Here is a 19,419-nt window from a genome sequence, read left to right on the forward strand (position 1 = left end):
GGCGGGGCGGGCTCACGGGGACTTCGTCCACCGGGTCCCGGAGCTCCGCGATGGCCCGCAGGTCCGGCTTCGACATCTTCCGCGGCTTCAGCGTGTGCGTCGCCGCGTGCAGTTCCACCCGCTGGCCAGGACCGACCTGCCGCGGCGGCTGACCTTCCGCCTCGACGCGGACCTGCCCTTCCGCGACGGCCACGGCGGCGCCGTCCTTCGTGCGCTCCACCGTGAAGACAGTGCCCACCACGAAGACGCGCAGGCCCGCCACTTCCACCATGAATCCTTGGCGCGCCGTGTGCGAGGCCTCGACGGACAGGCGTCCCTTGTTCACGGTGAGGTGCACATCGCGCGACTCCGCGCGGGACAGCTCCACCTCCGAGCCCGCCGACAGCCGAACGCGGCTCTCATCCGGCAGCCGAAGCAACGCACTGGAGCGCGCGGGCGTCCGCACCGCCACGCCTGAACGCAGCCGCATGCCGGGCTTGAGCGCGCGCTCCGCGCCTCCCGCCTCGCGCAGGATGGCACCCGCGACGGCGACCCGTTCCGTCTCCGTGGTGGCGTCGGGCTTCTCCGCTGCATTCGTGGGGACAGACGGCTCGCTGCCGGCCGCGATGTGAGCAGCGGACTCCGGCGCCGGGGGCACCGTGGGAACCGCGTCACCTCCGTTCGACGGAACGGCGGCACCCGACGCAGGAGCAGCGGGTGCATCCCCCCGAGCCACGTGCGCTCCGCTCTCATCCATTGCCCGGGGAGCGCGAACCATCCAGAACGCCAGCATCGCCGCGCAGACGCCCGCGAGCGCCACGACCCACGGCCAGCGGGTGCTGGGCGCGCTGCGCACCATGCGCCGAGCCGCTTCCGCGCGAAGCCCTTCGCTCATGGCGTCCGTGCGCGGCGCGGGCAGGGTGCCGCGGCCCTCCTGGAGGACGGCGCGGGACTGCCGCACCTGCTCCAGCGCCTGGGCACATTCGGAGCAGGTGGCGACGTGCGCCTCCACCCGTCCGCTCGCATCTGCGTCCAACTCGCCCGCGGCCAGGGCCCAGAGGGAGCGGTGCTCATGTCGCGCCATGGAAACCTCCGGGACGGTTGGCGCCGAGCAATCGCTGCATGGCTTCGTTGAACTCCAGCCGCGCATGGTGGAGGCGGCTGCGGACGGTGTTGGGTGAGCTGCCCACGGCGTCGGCAATCTCGTCCGGACTCATTCCACACAGCTCGTAGTACACGAAGACGATGCGCTTCTTTGGCTTCAGCCGTTCCAGCGCCAGCTCCACCAGCCGGGCCGCCTGACGCCGCGAGGCCACCCGCTCGGGGTCGTCTCCCTCCGCCGCCGCTTCCGGCAGCTCCCAGACGGAGTCCTCCGGCCGACGCCGCTTCCAGCGCAGGTGGGACAGGGCCACGTTGGAGCACACGCGATAGAAGAAGGTCCGGAACCGGGACTCACCCCGGTAGCTCTTCACGGCTGTCAGCAGCCGGAGATAGGCCTCCTGGAGCAGGTCCTCCACGTCCACGCGGTTGCCGACCAGGTGCCACAAGGTGCGCGAGGCATCCGCCTGCGTGAGCGCATAGAGCTGTTCGAATGCCGTCAGGTCGCCCTCCTGAATGCGCCGGACCAGTGCCTGGAGCCGCGCCTCGTCCTGGGCGGGAACGCCGGACACGTCACGTCCCTTTCGCTCCTCGGGGAGGTGGGTGACGTGCGCGAATGAGCGGGCTCCACGCAGGAACACCAGGGGTTCTCCCTCAACGGGTGGTCGGGGTCCGGCGCGGTGCGAGCCCGGCCCGGTGACCGACTGAAAGGTCCAGGCCACTACATACCTCCATGGCCATGGGTCTCCGGAAAGACGAAAGCCGATCAAATAAATTTTTTGATCATCCGTCTGCGCTACGGAGTCCATCGCTTCTGAAGCCGGAAAGCACCCCCGGTGGCCGGACCGGTACCCCTGAGTTCTCGGAGTCCCCACTCATGCGGAACACCCCCATACGTAGCCTCATGTGGCTGCCGTTGCTCGCCGTCCTCGCCGTCCTCCCAGGCTGCATCGTCCATGGAGAGGATGACTGGTACGACGACTACGACGACGACATCTGCTACTGCTCGTCCGACAAGGATTGCGGTACCGGTGAGAGCTGCCGCAGCGGCGTCTGTCGGACCGTTCCACCTGGTTCGGGTGAGTGTTCCTCCTCTCTGGACTGCCCCGGGTCGCAGATCTGCATCAACAGCGTCTGTTCGCAGTTCTGCTCGCGTGACTCCGACTGCGGTTCGGGCCAGCGGTGCGACGACCGCTACTGCGTTGGGACCGGCGGGACGCGCCCGGACGCGGGTTCTGATGGCGGGACGCGCCCGGATTCGGGGACGGACGGGGGGACGCGTCCAGACGCTGGCTCCGACGGTGGGACGCGCCCGGATGCAGGCGTGGACGGGGGTTCTCCTCAGCTGTGCCGGGTGAACATGGATTGCGGTGCGGGGAACTACTGCATCAACAACCAGTGCATCCGCGGCTGCTATGACGATTCCTGGTGCGACGCCACGGACACCTGCGTGAGCGGCCTGTGCCGTCCGCGCCCGGTGGACCCGAACACCTGCTCCACCGCGGCGGACTGCACCGGCGGGAAGGACTGCGTGGATGGGCAGTGCCGCGCGGCTTGCGACTCCACCACCCAGTGCCCGGACGACTACAGCTGCCAGATTGGCTACTGCATGCCCATTCCGGACGGAGGCCAGTGCCGCGCCAACTGCGAGTGCCCCGCCGGCCAGGTCTGCTTCAATGGCCAGTGCAAGCCGCCGCAGCCGGACCCGGGCCAGACGTGCGTGGCCAACTGCGACTGCCCCTCGGGTGAGGTCTGCACCAACGGTTACTGCCGTCCGCCGGCCCCGCCGCCTCCGCCGCCAGATGCGGGCACGGGCCCGTCCTGCCAGGCCAACTGCGACTGCCCGTCGGGCCAGGTCTGCTCCAACGGCCAGTGCAAGGTGCCGCCGCCTCCTCCGGTGCAGGATGCCGGGACGTCCACCCCGGTGTGCCGCGCCAACTGCGAGTGCCCGTCCGGTCAGGTCTGCACGGACGGCGTCTGCAAGCCCGTCAACACGGGCAGCGGCAACTCCTGTCAGGCGACCTGCGAGTGCCCCGCCGGCGAGCGCTGCATCGACAACGTCTGCTGGCTGTAGTCGGGACGGGCGCCAGCGTCAGGGAGCCACCATGCGCCAGCACCGGTGGATCTCCTTGCGCTGGAAGTCCTCGGGGATGGAGCGAGGGGTGATTTCCTCCACCTCCATCCCCCGCGTGGCCTTCGGTTCCAATTGGAACCCAAGGAAGTTGTTGGAGAAGTAGAGGACGCCACCGGGCGCGAGCAGCGCCCGGATGGCGGCCAGCAGGCGCGGGTGGTCGCGCTGCACGTTGAAGCTGCCCGACATCTTCTTCGACGTGGAGAAGGACGGCGGGTCGCACACCACCAGGTCGTACCGCTCCGGCGCGTCGGCCTGGGCCTCCACCCAGGCCTTGGCATCCGCGCGCACCAGCGTGTGCCGCGCGTTGGCCAGGCCGTTGAGGTCCAGGTTGTCCTCGGCCCAGTCCAGGTAGGTGTTGGACAGGTCCACCGTCATCGTGCTCGCGGCGCCTCCCGCGGCGGCGTAGACGGTGAAGGCTCCGGTGTACGCGAAGAGATTGAGGAAGCGCTTGCCCCGGGCCTCCTCCCGCACGCGCGCGCGGGTGTTGCGGTGGTCCATGAAGAGGCCGGTGTCGAGGTAGTCGCCCAGGTTCACCCAGAACTTCAGGCCCTGCTCCTCCACCACGATGCGCCCGCTGTCCTGGCCCACCCGGCCGTACTGCGAGCGGCCCCAGGGCTGGGGCGTGTGCGTCTTCACGAAGATGCGCTCGGAGGGAACGGCCAGCACCTGCGTCACCGCGGCCAGGACTTCCTCCCGCTGCGTGTCCGCGGCACCGGAGGCGATGGCGCGCCGCCGGGGGTATTCCACGACGTGGACGCAGTCGCCGTAGACGTCGATGGCGTACGGGTACTCGGGGATGTCCCTGTCGTAGACGCGGAAGGCCGTCAGCCCTTGCGTCCGGGCCCACTTCCGGAAGCGCTTGTCCCCCTTGCGCAGGCGGTTGGCGAACATGCCCTCGGGGCCGGTTGCGTCGTGAGAGCCATGCGTACCTTGTGTGTCAGCCATGCCCAAGCGTCCTTCCGTCCAGACCACCGCGGCCCCCCTCATCCCTGAGTCTCCGACGTACGACAAGCTCCGAAAGGCCGCCGCGGGGTGTCAGGCCTGCCCGCTGTGGCGCACGGGCACCCAGACTGTCTTTGGCGAGCCCGAGGGCCAGCCGCGCCCCGGCCCCCGGGTGATGCTGGTGGGGGAGCAGCCGGGAGACCAGGAGGACCGGGCCGGCAGGCCCTTCGTGGGCCCCTCCGGACGGCTGCTGGACGAGGCGCTGGAGGCCGCCGGCATCGACCGCGCGCAGGTGTACGTCACCAATACGGTGAAGCACTTCAAGTGGACCGGCCAGGGGCCCCGGCGCATCCACGCGAAGCCCACCACGACGGAGATTCGCGCCTGCCTGCCGTGGCTGGAGGCGGAGATTCGCGTGTTCCGCCCGGACGTCCTCGTCTGCCTGGGGGCCACCGCGGCGCAGGCGCTGCTGGGCAAGGCGTTCCGGGTGACGCAGTCACGTGGACAGCCGATGGCGTCGGAATGGGCGCGGGTGGTGGTGGCCACGGTGCACCCGTCCTCCATCCTCCGCGCGCCGGACCCTCGGGCGAAGGCGGCTGCTCTGGAGGCCTTCGTGGACGACTTGCGCCAGGTGGCGCGCATCATCCACGGTCTGTCGGAAGGGGAGAGCGCGCACGCGCCCATGTAAGGAAGCACCGCGGCGGGATTGCGGTCCGGACGCGAGGGAAGAAGACTCCACCGCCATGAGCGTGCGCGTCGAGAAGAACGGCCTCGTCACCACCGTCATCCTGGACCGCCCGGAGGTGCGCAACGCCGTGGATGGCGCCACTGCCCAGGCGCTGGCGGAGGCCTTCCGGGCCTTCGACGCGGACCCGGACGCGCGGGTGGGCGTGCTCCATGGAGAAGGGGGCACCTTCTGCGCCGGGGCGGACCTGAAGGCCGTCTCCGAGGGCCGGATGCCCCGCCTGGAGCTGGACGGAGATGGCCCCATGGGTCCCTCGCGCATGGTGCTGTCCAAGCCCGTCATCGCATCGATTGGCGGCCATGCCGTGGCGGGCGGCTTGGAGCTGGCGCTGTGGTGCGACTTGCGCGTGGCCGAGGAGGACGCCGTCCTGGGCGTCTTCTGCCGCCGCTGGGGCGTGCCCCTCATCGACGGGGGGACGGTGCGGCTGCCCCGGCTCATTGGCCTTTCGCGCGCGCTGGACCTCATCCTCACGGGCCGGCCTGTATCCGCCCAGGAGGCGCTGGCCATGGGGCTGGTCAACCGCGTGGTGCCCCGGGGGCAGTCGCGCGAGGCCGCGGAGGCCCTGGCGCGCGAGGTGGCCGCCTTCCCGCAGGCGTGCATGAACGCGGACCGGCGCTCCGCCTACACCCAGGCGGGGCTGGGCACCGAGGAGGCACTGCGTCAGGAATTCGCCCGCGGTGTCAAGGTACTGGAGTCGGAGTCCATTGCCGGTGCCACGCGTTTTACCCAAGGGGCAGGGCGTCACGGGAAGTTCGAATAGGCGGGTCCTGCTGCGGGCAGGGAGGGACTGTGTTAGTTCCCCGGCATGCGCTTCGACACGCTTGCCATTCACGCCGGACAGGAGCCGGACCCCACCACCGGCGCCATCATGACGCCGGTCTACCTGTCTTCCACCTACGTCCAGGACGGCCCCGGAGAGCACAAAGGCTACGAGTACAGCCGGACGCAGAACCCCACCCGCAAGGCGCTCCAGGACTGTCTGGCCGCGCTCGAGGGGGCGAAGTACGGCGCGGCTTTCGCCTCCGGCCTGGCGGGCACGGACATGCTGATGCACATGCTGGATTCGGGCGACCACGTGGTCGTCTCGGACGATGTGTACGGCGGCACCTTCCGCCTCTTCGACAAGGTGTTCCGGCGGGCCGGGCTGCACTTCTCCTTCGTGGACCTGTCCAAGCCGGAGAACTTCGAGGCGGCGATTACGCCGAAGACGAAGATGGTGTGGGTGGAGTCCCCCACCAACCCGATGCTCAAGCTCATCGACCTGGCGCGCATCGCCGAGGTCGCCAAGAAGCGGAACATCCTCTCCGTCGCCGACAACACGTTCATGACGCCGTACTTCCAGCGCCCGCTGGACCTCGGCTTCGACGTGGTGGCGCACTCCACCACCAAGTACATCAACGGCCACAGCGACGTGGTGGGCGGCTTCGTCTGCACCAGCCGTGAGGACGTGGCAGAGAAGATGTACTTCCTCCAGAACGCGGTGGGCGGCGTGTCCGGCGCCTTCGACAGCTTCATGGTGCTGCGCGGCGTGAAGACGCTGCACGTGCGCATGGACCGCCACGCCTCCAACGCGATGAAGGTGGCGCATTTCCTGGCGTCCCACCCGAAGGTGAAGAAGGTCACCTACCCGGGCCTGGAGTCGCACCCGCAGCACGCGTTGGCGAAGCAGCAGATGTCTGGCTTTGGCGGCATGGTGACCTTCGACATCCAGGGGGGCCTGGAGGCGGCCCGCACCTTCCTCAAGACGGTGAAGGTGTTCGCCTGCGCCGAGTCGCTCGGCGGCGTCGAGTCCCTCATCGAGCACCCGGCCATCATGACCCACGCCTCCATCCCCAAGGAGACGCGCGAGCAGCTGGGCATCACCGACGGCTTCATCCGCCTGTCGGTGGGCATCGAGGACGCGCGGGACCTGGTGGATGACCTGTCCCAGGCGCTCGACGCCGCGAAGTAGCCGTCAGGGCCTCGCGGCCCCTTCGGTCTCCAGGGCCTCCCCGCGCTCGCCTTCCCGGAAGCGCGCGGAGGCCCTTGTCATGTGGAGGCGGCGTGCTGATTTGCTAGGCTGCCCGCTCAGGCAGTGTCCGCCCCTGGAGACCGACCCCCATGACCCGAGAAGAAGCGCAGATGCTGGCGCAGGCGTTCCTCGCCGCCAACGGCAGCCCCAACAGCGTCGGCATCAACCCGCAGGGCTTCGGCGGCGTCGCCCTGGGCGATGCGCAGCTCTACTTCGAGTGGCACGACAAGGAGCAGGCGCTGGAGTGCAGCGCCCTCATCCACCGGTTCCGGGACACCCCCAAGCCGGGCATCCTGGAGGGCTTCCAGGACGAGCAGAAGAAGGGCACCGACACCGGCGGCGGCACCGTGGACTTCGAGCCGGAGAACAAGTCCCTGTTCCTCAGCCGCACCTACACCACGGCGCCGCAGATCCCCATCTTCAACGACGACATGAAGCGGTTGATGAAGGCCAGCGTCGAGTGGAGCAGCACCGTCCTGAACCGGGTGGCGGACCGCGTCTTCGGGCGCTGATCCTTTGTCGCAGTGCGGCAAAGTGAGGGGCACCGCAACTTCCAGGACCCTGGGACGATAATCCCCTCACTAGTAGTCCACTCCTTCCAAATCGTCTGGAGCCCCCATGAACCCCATCGAGCGCGGCCGGAAACTCATCAACACGGTCCGTACCGGTGCCGAGAAGGCCATTGACCGTACGCAGGACGCCGTGGGTAACGCCGTCGACAACGTGAAGGACGCCGCGGCTGCCGGTGGCCGCAAGGTCGGCCAGTTCGTGGACGGCTTCGAGAACGCCGTCTCCGGCACCGCCCGGGGCGTGGGCAACGTCGTCGGCGGCGCCGCGCGGGGCGTGCAGGAGTTCTTCGGTGGCGGCAACCAGCCGGACCGCGTGCACGACGGCAAGCTGCTGGGCGCGGACGGCGCGACGTTCCCGCCGGGCACCCCGCTGGCGGACATCCCGGGCGTGACGCCGGCCAACAACCCGAACCCGCAGTCGACCATCCTCTACGTCAACGGCATCCTGACGACGAAGGAGACCCAGTCGGAGAGCCTGCAGGCCATCGCCAACGCGACGGGCTCGCGCGTCGTCGGCATCCACAACGCCACCGAGGGCATGGGCGCGGACCTGGCCCAGTGCGTGAAGGACAAGCTGGACAAGGGTACCAACCCCGCCGTGGACACCCTGGCGGACGCGCTCTACACCGAGCTCAAGGCCGGCCGTGACGTGCACCTGATGGCGCACAGCCAGGGTGGCCTCGTCTCCAGCCGCGCGCTGAACGACGTGTACAACCGGCTGCGCATCGAAGATGGGATGTCCAAGCAGGACGCCAGGTCGCTGATGGGGAAGATCAACGTGGAGACGTTCGGCGGCGCCGCCGCCACGTACCCGGACGGCCCGAACTACGTGCACTACGTGAACCGTGGCGACCCGGTCCCCAGCATGTTCGGCCTGGGCCCCATCCCGGACAAGTGGAACCCCGTCGCGGACGGTGGCAAGGGCTCCAAGGTCCACCAGTTCAACGAGTTCCACCTGAACCCGTTCGACGGCCACAGCTTCGAGGACGTCTACCTCAAGAACCGCGTGCCGTTCGACCAGGCCCGCGAAGGCAACTTCAACAAGTAACCCATGGCTACCGCTCCCCGCAGTGGCCTCGCTGGCCTGCTCAGGTCCTGGATTTCAGGCCTGGGCCCCGCTGCTCCGGCGGATACGCCGCTGACGCGGGAGTCTGCCCAGCGACTGGTCCAGGGCTTCCTCCATGAAGAGGGCACGCCGCCCAGCCCGGGCATCAATCCCCAGGGCTTCGGCGGGCTCTCCGCGGGGGGCGCGTCGCTGTACTTCGAGTGGTTGGAGGACACCCAGGCGCTGAAGTGCAGCGCCTTGGTGTACCGCTTCCGCGAGCCGCCCAAGCCCGGCGTCATCGAGGGCTTCCAGGCGGAGGAGCGGGAGGGCACGGATGCCGGTGGCGGCACCGTGGACTACGAGCGGGAGAACCGGGGCCTCTACCTGGCCCGGACGTACACCCGCATGCCGTCCGAGCGCGCCTTCGCCAAGGAGATGCGCCGGTTGATGAAGGTCAGCATCAAGTGGAACTCCGAAGTGTTGGACCGCGTCGCTTCGCGCGTGTTCCACCCGGAGGAACTGGAATCCAAGGACACGTCGCGTTGAAGTAGCGCCCATGCGCTACTTCGAGGACTTCCAGCCCGGGGACGTGAGCGAACACGGCCCCCACGTGGTGTCGCGCGAGGAAATCATCGCCTTCGCGACGCAATTCGACCCGCAGCCCTTCCACCTGAGCGACGAAGGCGCCCGCGACAGCATCTTTGGCGGGCTGGTGGCCAGCGGTTGGCACACCGCCTCGCTGTGTCACCGGCTGTTGGTGGACAGCTTCCTGGGGCAGACGTCCAGCCTGGGCTCGCCCGGCTTGGATGAGCTGCGCTGGCTCAAGCCCGTGCGTCCGGGGGACACGTTGCACGTGCGGGTGGAGGTCGTCTCCGCCACGCCGTCGCGCAGCAAACCGGACCGGGGCGCCATCAAGCTCCGCATGGAGGTGCGCAACCAGAAGGACGAGGTGGTGATGACGGAGTTGGCCAACGTGCTCTTCGGCCGGCGTCCCTGAACACGAAGGGCCTCCCGTTTCCGCTGCGGAAACGTGGAGGCCCTCGGTGCTTCCCTGGCGTGAGCGCGCCGGGGACTACGCCGCCGTGCGGTGCAGGTAGTCGATGAGGTCGATCTTGGTGACGATGCCGACCACCTTCTCGCCGTCCTTCACCACCGCCACGTTGTCCTGAGCGAAGACTTCACGCAGGCGGGCGATGCTGGTGTCGAGCGACAGCGCGCCCTGCAGCGGCGCGATGATGCTGTCGATGGTGTCGGAGAACTTCGCCTTGCCGGCGACCAGCGCGTTGAGCAGGTCGTACTCGTGCACCATGCCCACCGTGCGGCCGTCGTCGCCCACCACCGGCATCTGGCTGATGCCGTGGCCGCGCATCGTCTCGACCACCTGGTCGACCTTGTCACCGCGGCGCGCCGTCTTCACGTCCTTGCGCTTGTCGCCCAGGATGTCGCGGATGGTGCCGGCGCCCTTCTCCTCCAGGAAGCCGTTGTCGCGCATCCACTCGTCGGAGTGGAACTTGCTGATGTAGCTGCTGCCCGAGTCCGGCAGCACGACGACAATCGTCTTGCCCTTGCCCACTTCCTTGGCCAGCTGCACCGCGACGTGAATCGCCGCGCCCGAGGAGCCGCCGGCGAAGATGCCTTCCTCACGTGCCAGGCGGCGCGCGGCGATGAAGCACTGGCGGTCATCGACCTGGCGCACGTCGTCCAGGTGGGTGAAGTCCATGGCGCCGCACAGCATGTCCTCGCCGATGCCTTCCACCTTGTAGACGTGCGGCTCGGTCAGCTTGCCCGTCTTGAAGTAGCCCTCGTAGACGGAGCCCTCCGGGTCCACGCCCACGTTCTTGAGGCCGGGAATCTTCTCCTTCAGGAACTTGCCGGCGCCGCTCATGGTGCCGCCGGTGCCCAGGCCCGCGACGAAGTAGTCGAACTTGCCCTCGGTCTGCTTGTAGATCTCAGGACCGGTGGTGTTGTAGTGCGCCTCGATGTTGTCGGGGTTGTGGTACTGGTTGAGCATGAACGCGCCCGGCGTCTCGCGGTGCAGGCGCTTGGCCGTCTCGTAGTAGCTGCGCGGGTCCTCGGCCGGCACGTTCGTCGGCGTCACCACCACCTGCGCGCCCAGCGCCTTGAGGCGGTTGATCTTCTCCAGGGACATCTTGTCCGGCATGGTGAAGATGCACTTGTAGCCCTTGACGGCCGCGGCCAGCGCCACGCCCATGCCGGTGTTGCCGGACGTGTTCTCGACGATGGTGCCGCCGGGCTTGAGCTTCCCCTCCCGCTCGGCCTTCTCGAGGATGTAGAGCGCCATGCGGTCCTTGATGGACGCGCCCGGGTTCATGAACTCGCACTTGACCAGCACGGTCGCGTCGTTCGGCCCGACAAGCTTGTTGAGCTTGACCAGCGGCGTGTTGCCAATGGCGGTGAGGATGTTCTCGTGGATGTCCATCGCGGCTTCCGTAAGTTAATGAGGGTTCGCGGCGCGTCTTATATGCCGCCGCACTGGCCCGGTCGACAGCGTGTGACCTCTTGCAACCCTGGAGAGCGTTGAACCCGCCCCGGAGGGCAGGGAGTTCCGACGCACCCGGACGAGGTGGGAGGATGGCTGGCCCCCCGTCGGGTTGGCGACAGCCCGGGGGGCGTCCGGCCATCCGCCCGGACAGGCCTTTGACCCGGATGGGCGCGCCTCCGATACTCGTGTGCGACTTGCGTCAACCCCCTCCGGAGAACCCCGTCGATATGGAACTCGAGGCCGCCTTGCGCGACCAGGTGGGACAGGCCATGGGCCGTCCCGTTCCCAACGCCCCCATCACGAAGCTGAAGGGCGAGGCGAGCAGCCGCTCGTACTACCGCGTTGGCGCGCCGCCCGAGAGCTGGGTGGTGATGGTGATGCCGCCCGACGCGACGAAGAAGAGCGACGAGGCCACCAAGGGCGAGCCGCCCAAGGAGCTGCCCTTCATCAACGTGCACCGCTACCTGGAGAAGCTGGGCGTGCGGGTGCCGCGCATCCACCGCTACGACGAACCGGCGGGGATGATGGTGATTGAAGATTTGAGTGACATCACCTTCGAGTCCGCGCTGGAGGGCGGCAAGCACCACGAGGCGCTCTACACCCGCGCCGTGGACCTGCTGGCGCGCCTGCGCGCGGCGGCGGAGAAGGCGGAGGACCCGGACTGCCTGGCCTTCACCCGCGCCTTCGACGAGGACCTCTACGACTGGGAGCTGCACCACTTCCGCGAGTGGGGCCTGGAGGCGTGGAGTGGCAAGAAGCCCACGGACGCCGAGCGCGCCGAGCTGGACGCCACCTTCCGCGACATCGCCCGGCAACTGGCCGCCGCGCCGCGTGGCTTCACGCACCGCGACTACCAGAGCCGCAACATCATGATGAAGGAGGGCGAGCTGGTCGTCATCGACTTCCAGGATGCGCTCCAGGGCCCGCGCCAGTACGACCTGGTGGCGCTCTTGCGCGACAGCTACGTGGAGCTGGACCGCGACTTCGTGGACGCGATGCTGGACCGCTACATCGCCACCTTCCAGGAGGTGAGCGGCGAGCGCATCGACGCGGCGTCCTTCAAGGCCTTCTTCGACCTGCTCACCATCCAGCGCAAGCTGAAGGACGCGGGCCGCTTCGAGTTCATCAACCGGGTGAAGGGCAACCCGGGCTTCCTGGTGTCCATCCCCGCGTCGCTGCGCTACGTGCGTGACGGCTTCGCGCGGCGGCCGGAGCTGCGCAAGCTGCAGGACCTGGTGGCGAAGTACGTCCCGGAGCTGGCGGCCTGAGATGAAGGCCATGGTCCTCTGCGCGGGCCTGGGCACGCGCCTGCGCCCGCTCACCGAACGCTGGCCCAAGCCGGCGATGCCATTCTTGGGACAGCCGCTGCTGCGCTACCACCTGGCGGTGCTGAAGGCCGCGGGCGTGACGGCGGTGGGCATCAACACCCACCACCTGCCGGACACCATGGAGGCGGTGGCCCGCGCCGAGTGCGCTCGTGCGGGCCTTCCGCTGCACGTGGTGAACGAGCCCGTCATCCAGGGCACCGGCGGCGGCATCCGCGGCCTGCGGGACTTCCTGTCGGACGGCGACTTCATCGTCTTCAACGGCGACATCCTCTACCCGGTGGACCTGCGGCCGGTGGTAGCGGTGCACCAGGCGTCCGGCGCGCTGGCCTCCATGGTGCTGCAGCCCATGCCAGCGGGGGAGACGTACGCCGCGGTGGAGCTGGACGCGGAAGGGCGCGTGCGCCGCATCGCCGGCCATGGCCCTGGCGGTGAGGGCCTATCGCCGTGGCACTTCACCGGCGTGCACGTGATGTCGCCGCGCGTCTTCGACTTCATGTCGCCGCGAGGTGAGGAGGACATCAACCGCGAAGTCTATGTCCGTGCCATGGAGGCCGGGCAGATGGTGCGTGGCGTGCGGGTGGACGGGTACTGGTCCGACCTGGGCACGCCGTCGCGCTACCTCGCCACCGTGCAGGACGTGCTTGCCGGGCGCGTGCGGCTGGAGTGGCTGGGCGCGGACTCACCGCTGGCGGGGACCGCGCGCGGCGCGAGTGGCACCTGGTCGCAAGCGGAGGCCCGCCTGGACGGCACGGCGGAGGGCCCGGTGTACCTGGGGCGAGGCAGCGCGGTGGCCGCCGGAGCCACCGTGGGGCCGGGCGTGTCGCTGGAGCCGGGTGCGAAGGTGGCTTCGGGGGCGCGGCTCTCGCGAGCCACCGTGTTCGAGGACACCGAGGTGTCCTCCGGGGAGTCGCTCTCCGAGGTGCTCGCCTGGGGCGCGCACCGGATTGCCGCGCCGCTGAAGGGGCGCTGAGCGCCGCCGTTCAGGCGGCGTGGTAGCGGGCCAGCACGCAGGTGACGTTGTCGTTGCCACCTGCGGCGTTGGCCATGTCGATGAGCTGCGAGCAGGCCTTCTCCAGCTCCGGCGTGCGCTGCAGGATTTCCTGCATCTGCGCGTCCGTCACCATGCCGCTCAGGCCGTCCGAGCAGAGCAGGAAGACATCATCCTCCTGCGGCTCCACGCGGGAGACATCCACCTGGACGTTCTCCTTCATGCCCAGCGCGCGGACGATGACGTTCTTGTGGGGGAAGTTCTCAATCTCCTCCGGCGAGAGCTTCTTCGCCTTGAGGTAGTCGTTGAGGAGGGAGTGGTCCTCCGTCACCTGCTTCAGGGCGCCGCCGCGGAAGTAGTACACGCGGCTGTCGCCGACGTGGCCCACGTAGACGGCAGTCTGCCCGAAGTGCACCGTGACGATGGTGGTGCCCATGCCCTTGTACTTGGACTCGGAGCTGGCCTTCTCGAAGATGCGCGCGTTGGCGAGCTTGATGCCGGTGGCGAGCCGGTTCTCGTCATAGTTGCGCGTCTTGTCCATCTTGAAGGGCCAGGTGCAGTCCTGGTCCTTGGACGTGAGCTTGTAGAACTCGCCGAGCTCGTCCACCGCGATGCGGCTGGCGATTTCTCCAGACGAGTGGCCGCCCATGCCATCCGCCACGCAGAAGAGAAACTCTTCCGGGAGCATCAGGAAGTTGTCCTCGTTGTGATTCCGCTTCATCCCAACGTGGGTGCTGCCAGCTACCTCGATGCGCATGCGCGAGAACTCTTCTAAAGGGGCGAGAAAACGTGGCGCTGGAGGTTAACAAAGCGCTCGGAAATCGGTCAAAACTCGTGCATCCCGGCCTGACAGGCAGGGGCACTTCGGGCAGGGCCTCAAGGAACCGGCTCGAAGCTCAGCACATCCCCTTCCTGGGTGCCGCTGGCCGCGAGGACACCCGCGGGAAGCTCCAGGACTGAGCGTGACTGGAAATACACGGATGTCGCACGCCAGGGCGGCAAGGCGGGCATCTGCTTGACGATGCGGCCCTGGGCGTCCAGGAACAGCACGTCAATGGGGATGCGCATGAAGAAAGTGTGGATGGAGTTACAGGGGACGATATGGAGCCCCTGGCCCACCTCCAGCGAGCGGCGCCCCATGAGTCCCTTGAACCGTTGGAGGAACGAGGTGGCCTTGTCGGCCCGGTCCGCCAGCAGCCGTTGCCGCGTCTCGTTGTTCACCTTCCAGCGCATGTAGCGCCTTCTACCCCATGCTCGAGCCCCTGGCGCGTCCTCTCCACCTGGTCCTCGTTTCTCCCCAGATTCCCCCCAACACCGGCAACGTCGCCCGCCTGTGCGCCGTGACGGGCTGCCGGCTCATCCTGGTGGAGCCCCTGGGCTTCTCCATTGACGACCGGCAGCTCAAGCGGGCGGGGCTGGACTACTGGGACAAGGTATTTCTCCGCCTATATCCAACCTACGCGGCCTATGCGGCGGACTACCCGGACGCCCGGCGGTGGCTCTTCTCCGCCCGGGCTGAAACATCCCTGTATGAGGCCCGGTTCGAGGAGGGGGACCACCTGGTGTTCGGCTCGGAGGTGTCCGGGCTGGCGCCGGAGGTGATGGAGGGGGGCACGGGGACGGCTGTCACCATTCCCATGCTGGAGGACCGCCGGAGCCTGAACCTGTCCACGTCGGTGGGAATCGGGGCCTATGAGGCCCTGCGACAGGTCCGTTTCGCCGGAGCGGGCAGGCAAGCGCCCCCGGCAAGTTGAGGGGCCGTGTAGAGGGACTACACTGCGGCGACGCATGACCCCGTCGCAGGCCGCCGAAGCGCTCTATTCCGCCCACAAGTCCCGAGCCACCGGGAGGCTCACGCTTTCCTCGGGAGGGCGCGAGTCCCGGCTGTGGCTGCGCGAGGGGAACCTCGTGGGGACGCAGTTGGGCTTCGGGTTCCAGAGCCCGGCGCAGGCCCTGCTCCAGTCCGGGCTGCTGGACGCGGAGGCGCTGGACACGCTGTGGGCGCGGGGTGGGGCAGGGGCTCCGGACGAGGAGACGCTGGAGGCGTTCAACCTGGTGCCGGAGGTGGTGGCGGAGCAGCAGGTGCTCGCGCATGTCCGGCGGTTGAGTGTGCTGGCGGAGCAGGCCGCGTTCGAACCGGGGACGGTGGAGGCGGAGGGGTTTCAGCCCATCGCGGGCGTGCGGGTGGTGCGCGCGGCGCTGGAGGGGCCGATTCATGGCGGCGCGGCGGCGCGGGTGTTCCGGTGCGAGGATGTCGAGGCCTGTGGGCCGTGGCTCGCGGATGCTTCGGAGCGGGCGTTCCTGGAGACGTTGGCGGAGTTCCGTGAGCCGGAGTCGCTGACTCCAGCGCAGGAAGCGCTGCTGCTCGTGCTGGAGCGCGAGGGCTGGGTGCAGGCGCTCTCCGTGGAGGACTGGGAGGCGCGCGAGCGGGTTCGACGGGAGGAGGAAGAGGCTCGGCAGCGAGCGGAGGAGGAGGCGCGGCTCGAAGAGGAGCGGCGGCGGGCGGAGGAGGCTCGGCTCGAGGCGGAGCGGCTTGCCGAGGAGGCTCGGCTCGCGGAGGCGGCTCGGCTCGAAGAAGAGCGCCGTGTGGCGGAGGAGGCTCGCCTCGCTGAAGAGGCTCGGCTGGCAGAGGAAGCGCGCCTTGAAGAGGAGCGTCGGCTCGCGGAAGAGGCTCGTCTCGCTGAAGAAGTGCGCTTGGCTGAAGAGGCCCGGCTGGCGGAAGAGGCTCGTCTCGCGGAAGAGGCCCGTCTCGCAGAGGTCGCTCGGCTTGAGGCGGAGCGCCTAGCTGAAGAGGCCCGTCTCGCCGAAGAAGCTCGCCTCGCGGAAGAGGCTCGTCTCGCCGAAGAAGCTCGCCTCGCAGAAGAGGCCCGCTTGGCGGAAGAGGCACGGCTCGAAGAAGAGCGTCGCCTCGCGGAAGAGGCTCGGCTCGCGGAAGAGGCACGGCTCGAAGAAGAGCGTCGTCTGGCGGAAGAGGCTCGTCTCGCAGAAGAGGCTCGTCTCGCGGAAGAAGCGCGCCTTGAAGAGGAGCGTCGGCTCGCGGAAGAGGCTCGTCTCGCGGAAGAGGCTCGTCTCGCGGAAGAGGCTCGTCTCGCGGAAGAGGCACGGCTCGAAGAAGAGCGTCGTCTGGCGGAAGAGGCACGGCTCGCGGAAGAGGCGCGTCTCGCAGAAGAGGTTCGTCTCGCAGAAGAGGCTCGTCTCGCAGAAGAGGCTCGCGTAGCCGAAGAAGCGCGCTTGGCTGAAGAGGCTCGGCTGGCGGAAGAAGCGCGTCTCGAAGAGGAGCGTCGGCTCGCGGAAGAGGCTCGGCTGGCGGAAGAGGCGCGGCTCGAGGCGGAGCGGCTTGCCGAGGAGGCTCGGCTCGCCGAAGAGGCGCGGCAGCGAGCGGAGGAGGAGGCGCGTCTCGAAGAGGAGCGTCGGCTCGCGGAAGAGGCTCGGCTGGCGGAAGAGGCGCGGCTCGAGGCGGAGCGGCTTGCCGAGGAGGCTCGGCAAGCCGAAGAGGCGCGGCAGCGAGCGGAGGAGGAGGCGCGTCTCGAAGAGGAGCGTCGGCTCGCGGAAGAGGCTCGGCTCGCAGAAGAGGCTCGCGTAGCCGAAGAAGCGCGCTTGGCTGAAGAGGCTCGGCTGGCGGAAGAGGCCCGTCTCGCAGGGGTCGCTCGGCTTGAGGCGGAGCGCCTTGCTGAAGAGGCCCGTCTCGCCGAAGAAGCTCGCCTCGCGGAAGAGGCCCGTCTCGCCGAAGAAGCTCGCCTCGCAGAAGAGGCCCGCTTGGCGGAAGAGGCACGGCTCGAAGAAGAGCGTCGCCTCGCGGAAGAGGCTCGTCTCGCGGAAGAGGCACGGCTCGAAGAAGAGCGTCGTCTGGCGGAAGAGGCTCGTCTCGCAGAAGAGGCTCGTCTCGAAGAAGAGGCTCGTCTCGAAGAAGAGCGTCGCCTCGCGGAAGAGGCTCGTCTCGCGGAAGAGGCACGGCTCGAAGAAGAGCGTCGTCTGGCGGAAGAGGCACGGCTCGCGGAAGAGGCTCGTCTCGCAGAAGAGGCTCGCGTAGCCGAAGAAGCGCGCTTGGCTGAAGAGGCTCGGCAGGCGGAAGAAGCGCGGCTCGAAGAAGAGCGTCGCGTGGCCGAAGAGGCTCGGCTCGCAGAAGAGGCTCGGCTCGAAGAAGAGCGTCGCGTGGCCGAAGAGGCTCGGCTGGCGGAAGAGGCTCGGCTGGCGGAAGAGGCTCGGCTGGCGGAAGAGGCTCGGCTGGCGGAAGAGGCTCGGCTGGCGGAAGAGGCTCGGCTGGCGGAAGAGGCGCGCCTTGAAGAGGAGCGTCGTCTCGCGGAAGAGGCCCGGCTAGAGGCGGAGCGTCTGGCGGAGGAAGCTCGTCTGGCAGAAGCGGCTCTACTTGAGGCGGCGCGCCTCGCCGAAGAAGCTCGTCTGGCTGAAGAGGCTCGGCTGGCGGAAGAAGCGCGGCTCGAAGAAGAGCGTCGTCTGGCGGAAGAAGAGGCGCGTCTCGCGGAAGAGGCCCGTCTGGCCGAAGAAGCTCGCCTCGAAGAAGAGCGCCGCCTCGCGGAAGAGGCCCGTCTGGCCGAAGAAGCGCGGCTCGAAGAAGAGCGCCGCCTCGCGGAAGAGGCGCAGCGTGCGGAGGCCGCTCGGCTCGAGGCAGAACGCCTGGCGGAAGAGGCGGAGCGGCTTGCGGAGGAGGCCCGTCTCGCGGAAGCGGCTCGGCTCGAGGCGGAACGCCTTGCCGAAGAAGCCCGCCTCATCGAGGAGCGCCGTCTCGCGGAGTCCGCCCGCCTTGCGAGAGAAGCCCGCCGCGCGGAGGAGATCTGGGCCGCAGAGGAGGCCCGCCTCGCCGAGGTCGCGCGCGTCGAGGCAGAGGCCCGTCAGGCCGAAGAGGCCCGCCAGGCCGAAGAGCTGCGCCTGGAGGTCGAACGCCACCGCGCCGATGCCGTCCGTCGCGGCAAGGAAGCTCGCGCCGCCGAGCAGGCCCGTCAGGCAGACGAAGGCCGTCCCGCCGAAGAGTCCACGCAGTCCGACTCCATCCCCGAACTCGCGGCCGAGGATGTCGAGGCCCTCACGCTCGATGTGGGCGACATCCTGCTCACCGAGCTTCCCGCACAGACCTCCGAGCCGGATTCCTGGGCGGACGCCGTCCAGAACGCCGGTGCAGCCGACCTGGACCTGGCCGCTCTGCCCGAAAGCGCGGACGCCCTGCGTATCGCCCGGCAGAAGGCTCAGGCCGAGCTCCTCCACGACATGGAGGAGGCCCTCCGCCGCTCGAAGTCCCAGCCGCTCGAGCCATGGCTCGCGGACGAGCCGCCCCTGCCGACACCGCCCACGCGGACGCAGGACCGCGTCCCCGTCCAGGACGAGCAGTGGCACACCGAGGCCATCTCGCTCAGCGCTGCGTCCGACACCGAGTCGGAACTCCCGCTGCTGGAAGTCGAACCCGAGCCCGAGCTTTGGGCCGTCGCCGAGCCACTGCCCGCTCCAGCGACCCGACCCGCCGCGGGCGAACCTCCGGTCCTCACGCCTGTCGCCGAAGACGACGCGGACATCCTGCTGGAGGCGACCCCCGACGAGGAGGACGATGCCAGCTGGGCCACCCAACCGTCCGCGCCGCCGCCGCGCCCGGCCGCACCCAAGACAGGGGACGAGGACCTCTGGCGCATCGTCGCCTTCGACAAGGACGAGGGCGCCGACACCCTGACCGCGTCGTTCGAGGCCGCGCTCCTCCAGGTCGATACGCACCTGGAGTCGCTCGTCCGCTCGGATGTCAATCAGGCGAACGTCGATTTCGACGAGCCTCCTGTCGAGGCCATTGTCGAGGCGACCATCGAACCAGTAGCACCCGATTCATCGGGGGCCTTCCCCGGTGACAACTCATGGCCAACTGGCCAGACTGACTGGGACGAGCCGTCCGGAGACCTGGACGACTGGGACTTTGACGAGGACGACTTGGCGGCAGATCCCTCCAACCCCGACGAGGCAGCAAAGCTCCGGCGGCAGCGTCTCTTGCGCCGCGCCATGGAGAACATGGGGGTCCTCGGTGGGCGCCCGCCCTCCGCACCGGGCGCCACGCCCTCGCCCACGAGCGAACCCGCCGCCCCGGC

18 protein-coding genes are annotated in these 19,419 nt (G+C 68.8%); 12 read left to right on the forward strand and 6 right to left on the reverse strand.

Translation table 11 applies throughout. The features are described from left to right. On the reverse strand, positions 1 to 1,063 hold a 1,063-nt coding region (locus FMP39_RS34035; protein WP_228558573.1), incomplete at its 3' end, for a FecR domain-containing protein. Next, complete coding sequence (locus FMP39_RS34040; RefSeq protein WP_141594178.1) at positions 1,050 to 1,718, reverse strand: RNA polymerase sigma factor; 669 nt, start codon at positions 1,716 to 1,718, stop codon at positions 1,050 to 1,052. The genes FMP39_RS34035 and FMP39_RS34040, both read right to left, overlap by 14 nt. Before the next feature lie 236 nt (positions 1,719 to 1,954). Between FMP39_RS34040 and FMP39_RS34045 the strand changes: the two genes are divergently transcribed. Beyond that, positions 1,955 to 3,151 (forward strand): Dickkopf N-terminal cysteine-rich domain-containing protein, encoded by a 1,197-nt coding sequence (locus FMP39_RS34045; protein WP_141594179.1) that lies wholly within the window; start codon positions 1,955 to 1,957, stop codon positions 3,149 to 3,151. 18 nt (positions 3,152 to 3,169) lie between these two features. Here the strand turns inward: FMP39_RS34045 and FMP39_RS34050 are convergent, their stop codons facing one another. Further along, positions 3,170 to 4,156, reverse strand: a complete 987-nt coding sequence (locus FMP39_RS34050; protein WP_194858679.1) for a class I SAM-dependent methyltransferase — start codon at positions 4,154 to 4,156, stop codon at positions 3,170 to 3,172. Here FMP39_RS34050 and FMP39_RS34055 point away from each other — a divergent pair. The 7 genes from FMP39_RS34055 to FMP39_RS34085 all read left to right on the forward strand — a co-directional run bounded on the left by FMP39_RS34055 (position 4,155) and on the right by FMP39_RS34085 (position 9,520). Beyond that, positions 4,155 to 4,841 (forward strand): UdgX family uracil-DNA binding protein, encoded by a 687-nt coding sequence (locus FMP39_RS34055; protein WP_141594181.1) that lies wholly within the window; start codon positions 4,155 to 4,157, stop codon positions 4,839 to 4,841. The genes FMP39_RS34050 and FMP39_RS34055 overlap by 2 nt on opposite strands. A 55-nt stretch (positions 4,842 to 4,896) precedes the next feature. Further along, positions 4,897 to 5,658: a crotonase/enoyl-CoA hydratase family protein gene (locus FMP39_RS34060; protein ID WP_141594182.1), complete on the forward strand. Its 762-nt coding sequence runs from the start codon at positions 4,897 to 4,899 to the stop codon at positions 5,656 to 5,658. Positions 5,659 to 5,703: 45 nt separating this feature from the next. Beyond that, positions 5,704 to 6,849: a cystathionine gamma-synthase gene (locus FMP39_RS34065; RefSeq protein ID WP_141594183.1), complete on the forward strand. Its 1,146-nt coding sequence runs from the start codon at positions 5,704 to 5,706 to the stop codon at positions 6,847 to 6,849. A gap of 149 nt (positions 6,850 to 6,998) precedes the next feature. Continuing rightward, on the forward strand, positions 6,999 to 7,421 hold the full coding sequence (locus tag FMP39_RS34070) for a hypothetical protein (RefSeq protein ID WP_141594184.1): 423 nt from the start codon (positions 6,999 to 7,001) through the stop codon (positions 7,419 to 7,421). Between the two features lie 106 nt (positions 7,422 to 7,527). Continuing rightward, positions 7,528 to 8,526 carry a hypothetical protein gene (locus FMP39_RS34075; protein ID WP_141594185.1) on the forward strand — a complete coding sequence of 333 codons (999 nt, stop codon included), beginning with the start codon at positions 7,528 to 7,530 and terminating at the stop codon, positions 8,524 to 8,526. 3 nt (positions 8,527 to 8,529) lie between these two features. Beyond that, the gene (locus FMP39_RS34080; RefSeq protein ID WP_011552123.1) at positions 8,530 to 9,069 is read left to right on the forward strand and encodes a hypothetical protein; all 540 of its coding nucleotides are present in this window, start codon (positions 8,530 to 8,532) and stop codon (positions 9,067 to 9,069) included. A 10-nt stretch (positions 9,070 to 9,079) separates the two neighbouring features. Further along, positions 9,080 to 9,520 (forward strand): MaoC family dehydratase, encoded by a 441-nt coding sequence (locus FMP39_RS34085; RefSeq protein ID WP_141594186.1) that lies wholly within the window; start codon positions 9,080 to 9,082, stop codon positions 9,518 to 9,520. 75 nt (positions 9,521 to 9,595) lie between these two features. On the opposite strand, the gene FMP39_RS34090 is transcribed toward FMP39_RS34085, so the two are convergent. Then, entirely contained in the window at positions 9,596 to 10,963 is a 1,368-nt protein-coding gene (locus FMP39_RS34090) for a pyridoxal-phosphate dependent enzyme (protein ID WP_011552125.1), read from the reverse strand. A gap of 290 nt (positions 10,964 to 11,253) precedes the next feature. On the opposite strand from FMP39_RS34090, the gene FMP39_RS34095 reads away from it, so the two are divergent. Together FMP39_RS34095 and FMP39_RS34100 are read left to right on the forward strand one after the other, a co-directional pair. Next, positions 11,254 to 12,294, forward strand: a complete 1,041-nt coding sequence (locus FMP39_RS34095; protein ID WP_141594187.1) for an aminoglycoside phosphotransferase family protein — start codon at positions 11,254 to 11,256, stop codon at positions 12,292 to 12,294. A gap of 1 nt (position 12,295) precedes the next feature. Beyond that, on the forward strand, positions 12,296 to 13,324 hold the full coding sequence (locus tag FMP39_RS34100; RefSeq protein WP_141594188.1) for a nucleotidyltransferase family protein: 1,029 nt from the start codon (positions 12,296 to 12,298) through the stop codon (positions 13,322 to 13,324). Positions 13,325 to 13,334: 10 nt separating this feature from the next. Here the strand turns inward: FMP39_RS34100 and FMP39_RS34105 are convergent, their stop codons facing one another. After that, positions 13,335 to 14,099, reverse strand: coding sequence for a Stp1/IreP family PP2C-type Ser/Thr phosphatase (locus tag FMP39_RS34105; protein ID WP_141594189.1), 765 nt, complete (start codon positions 14,097 to 14,099; stop codon positions 13,335 to 13,337). A 119-nt stretch (positions 14,100 to 14,218) separates the two neighbouring features. Continuing rightward, complete coding sequence (locus tag FMP39_RS34110; RefSeq protein WP_011552129.1) at positions 14,219 to 14,575, reverse strand: DUF192 domain-containing protein; 357 nt, start codon at positions 14,573 to 14,575, stop codon at positions 14,219 to 14,221. 17 nt (positions 14,576 to 14,592) lie between these two features. Between FMP39_RS34110 and FMP39_RS34115 the strand changes: the two genes are divergently transcribed. Then, positions 14,593 to 15,096 (forward strand): tRNA (cytidine(34)-2'-O)-methyltransferase, encoded by a 504-nt coding sequence (locus FMP39_RS34115; RefSeq protein WP_141594190.1) that lies wholly within the window; start codon positions 14,593 to 14,595, stop codon positions 15,094 to 15,096. Between the two features lie 34 nt (positions 15,097 to 15,130). Beyond that, a partial coding sequence (locus FMP39_RS38300; protein WP_228558574.1) for a molecular chaperone DnaJ occupies positions 15,131 to 19,419 on the forward strand: 4,289 nt, incomplete at its 3' end.

Origin of the sequence: Myxococcus sp. AB056 (assembly GCF_006547365.1) — a bacterium.
In the GTDB taxonomy this organism is placed as follows: domain Bacteria; phylum Myxococcota; class Myxococcia; order Myxococcales; family Myxococcaceae; genus Myxococcus; species Myxococcus virescens.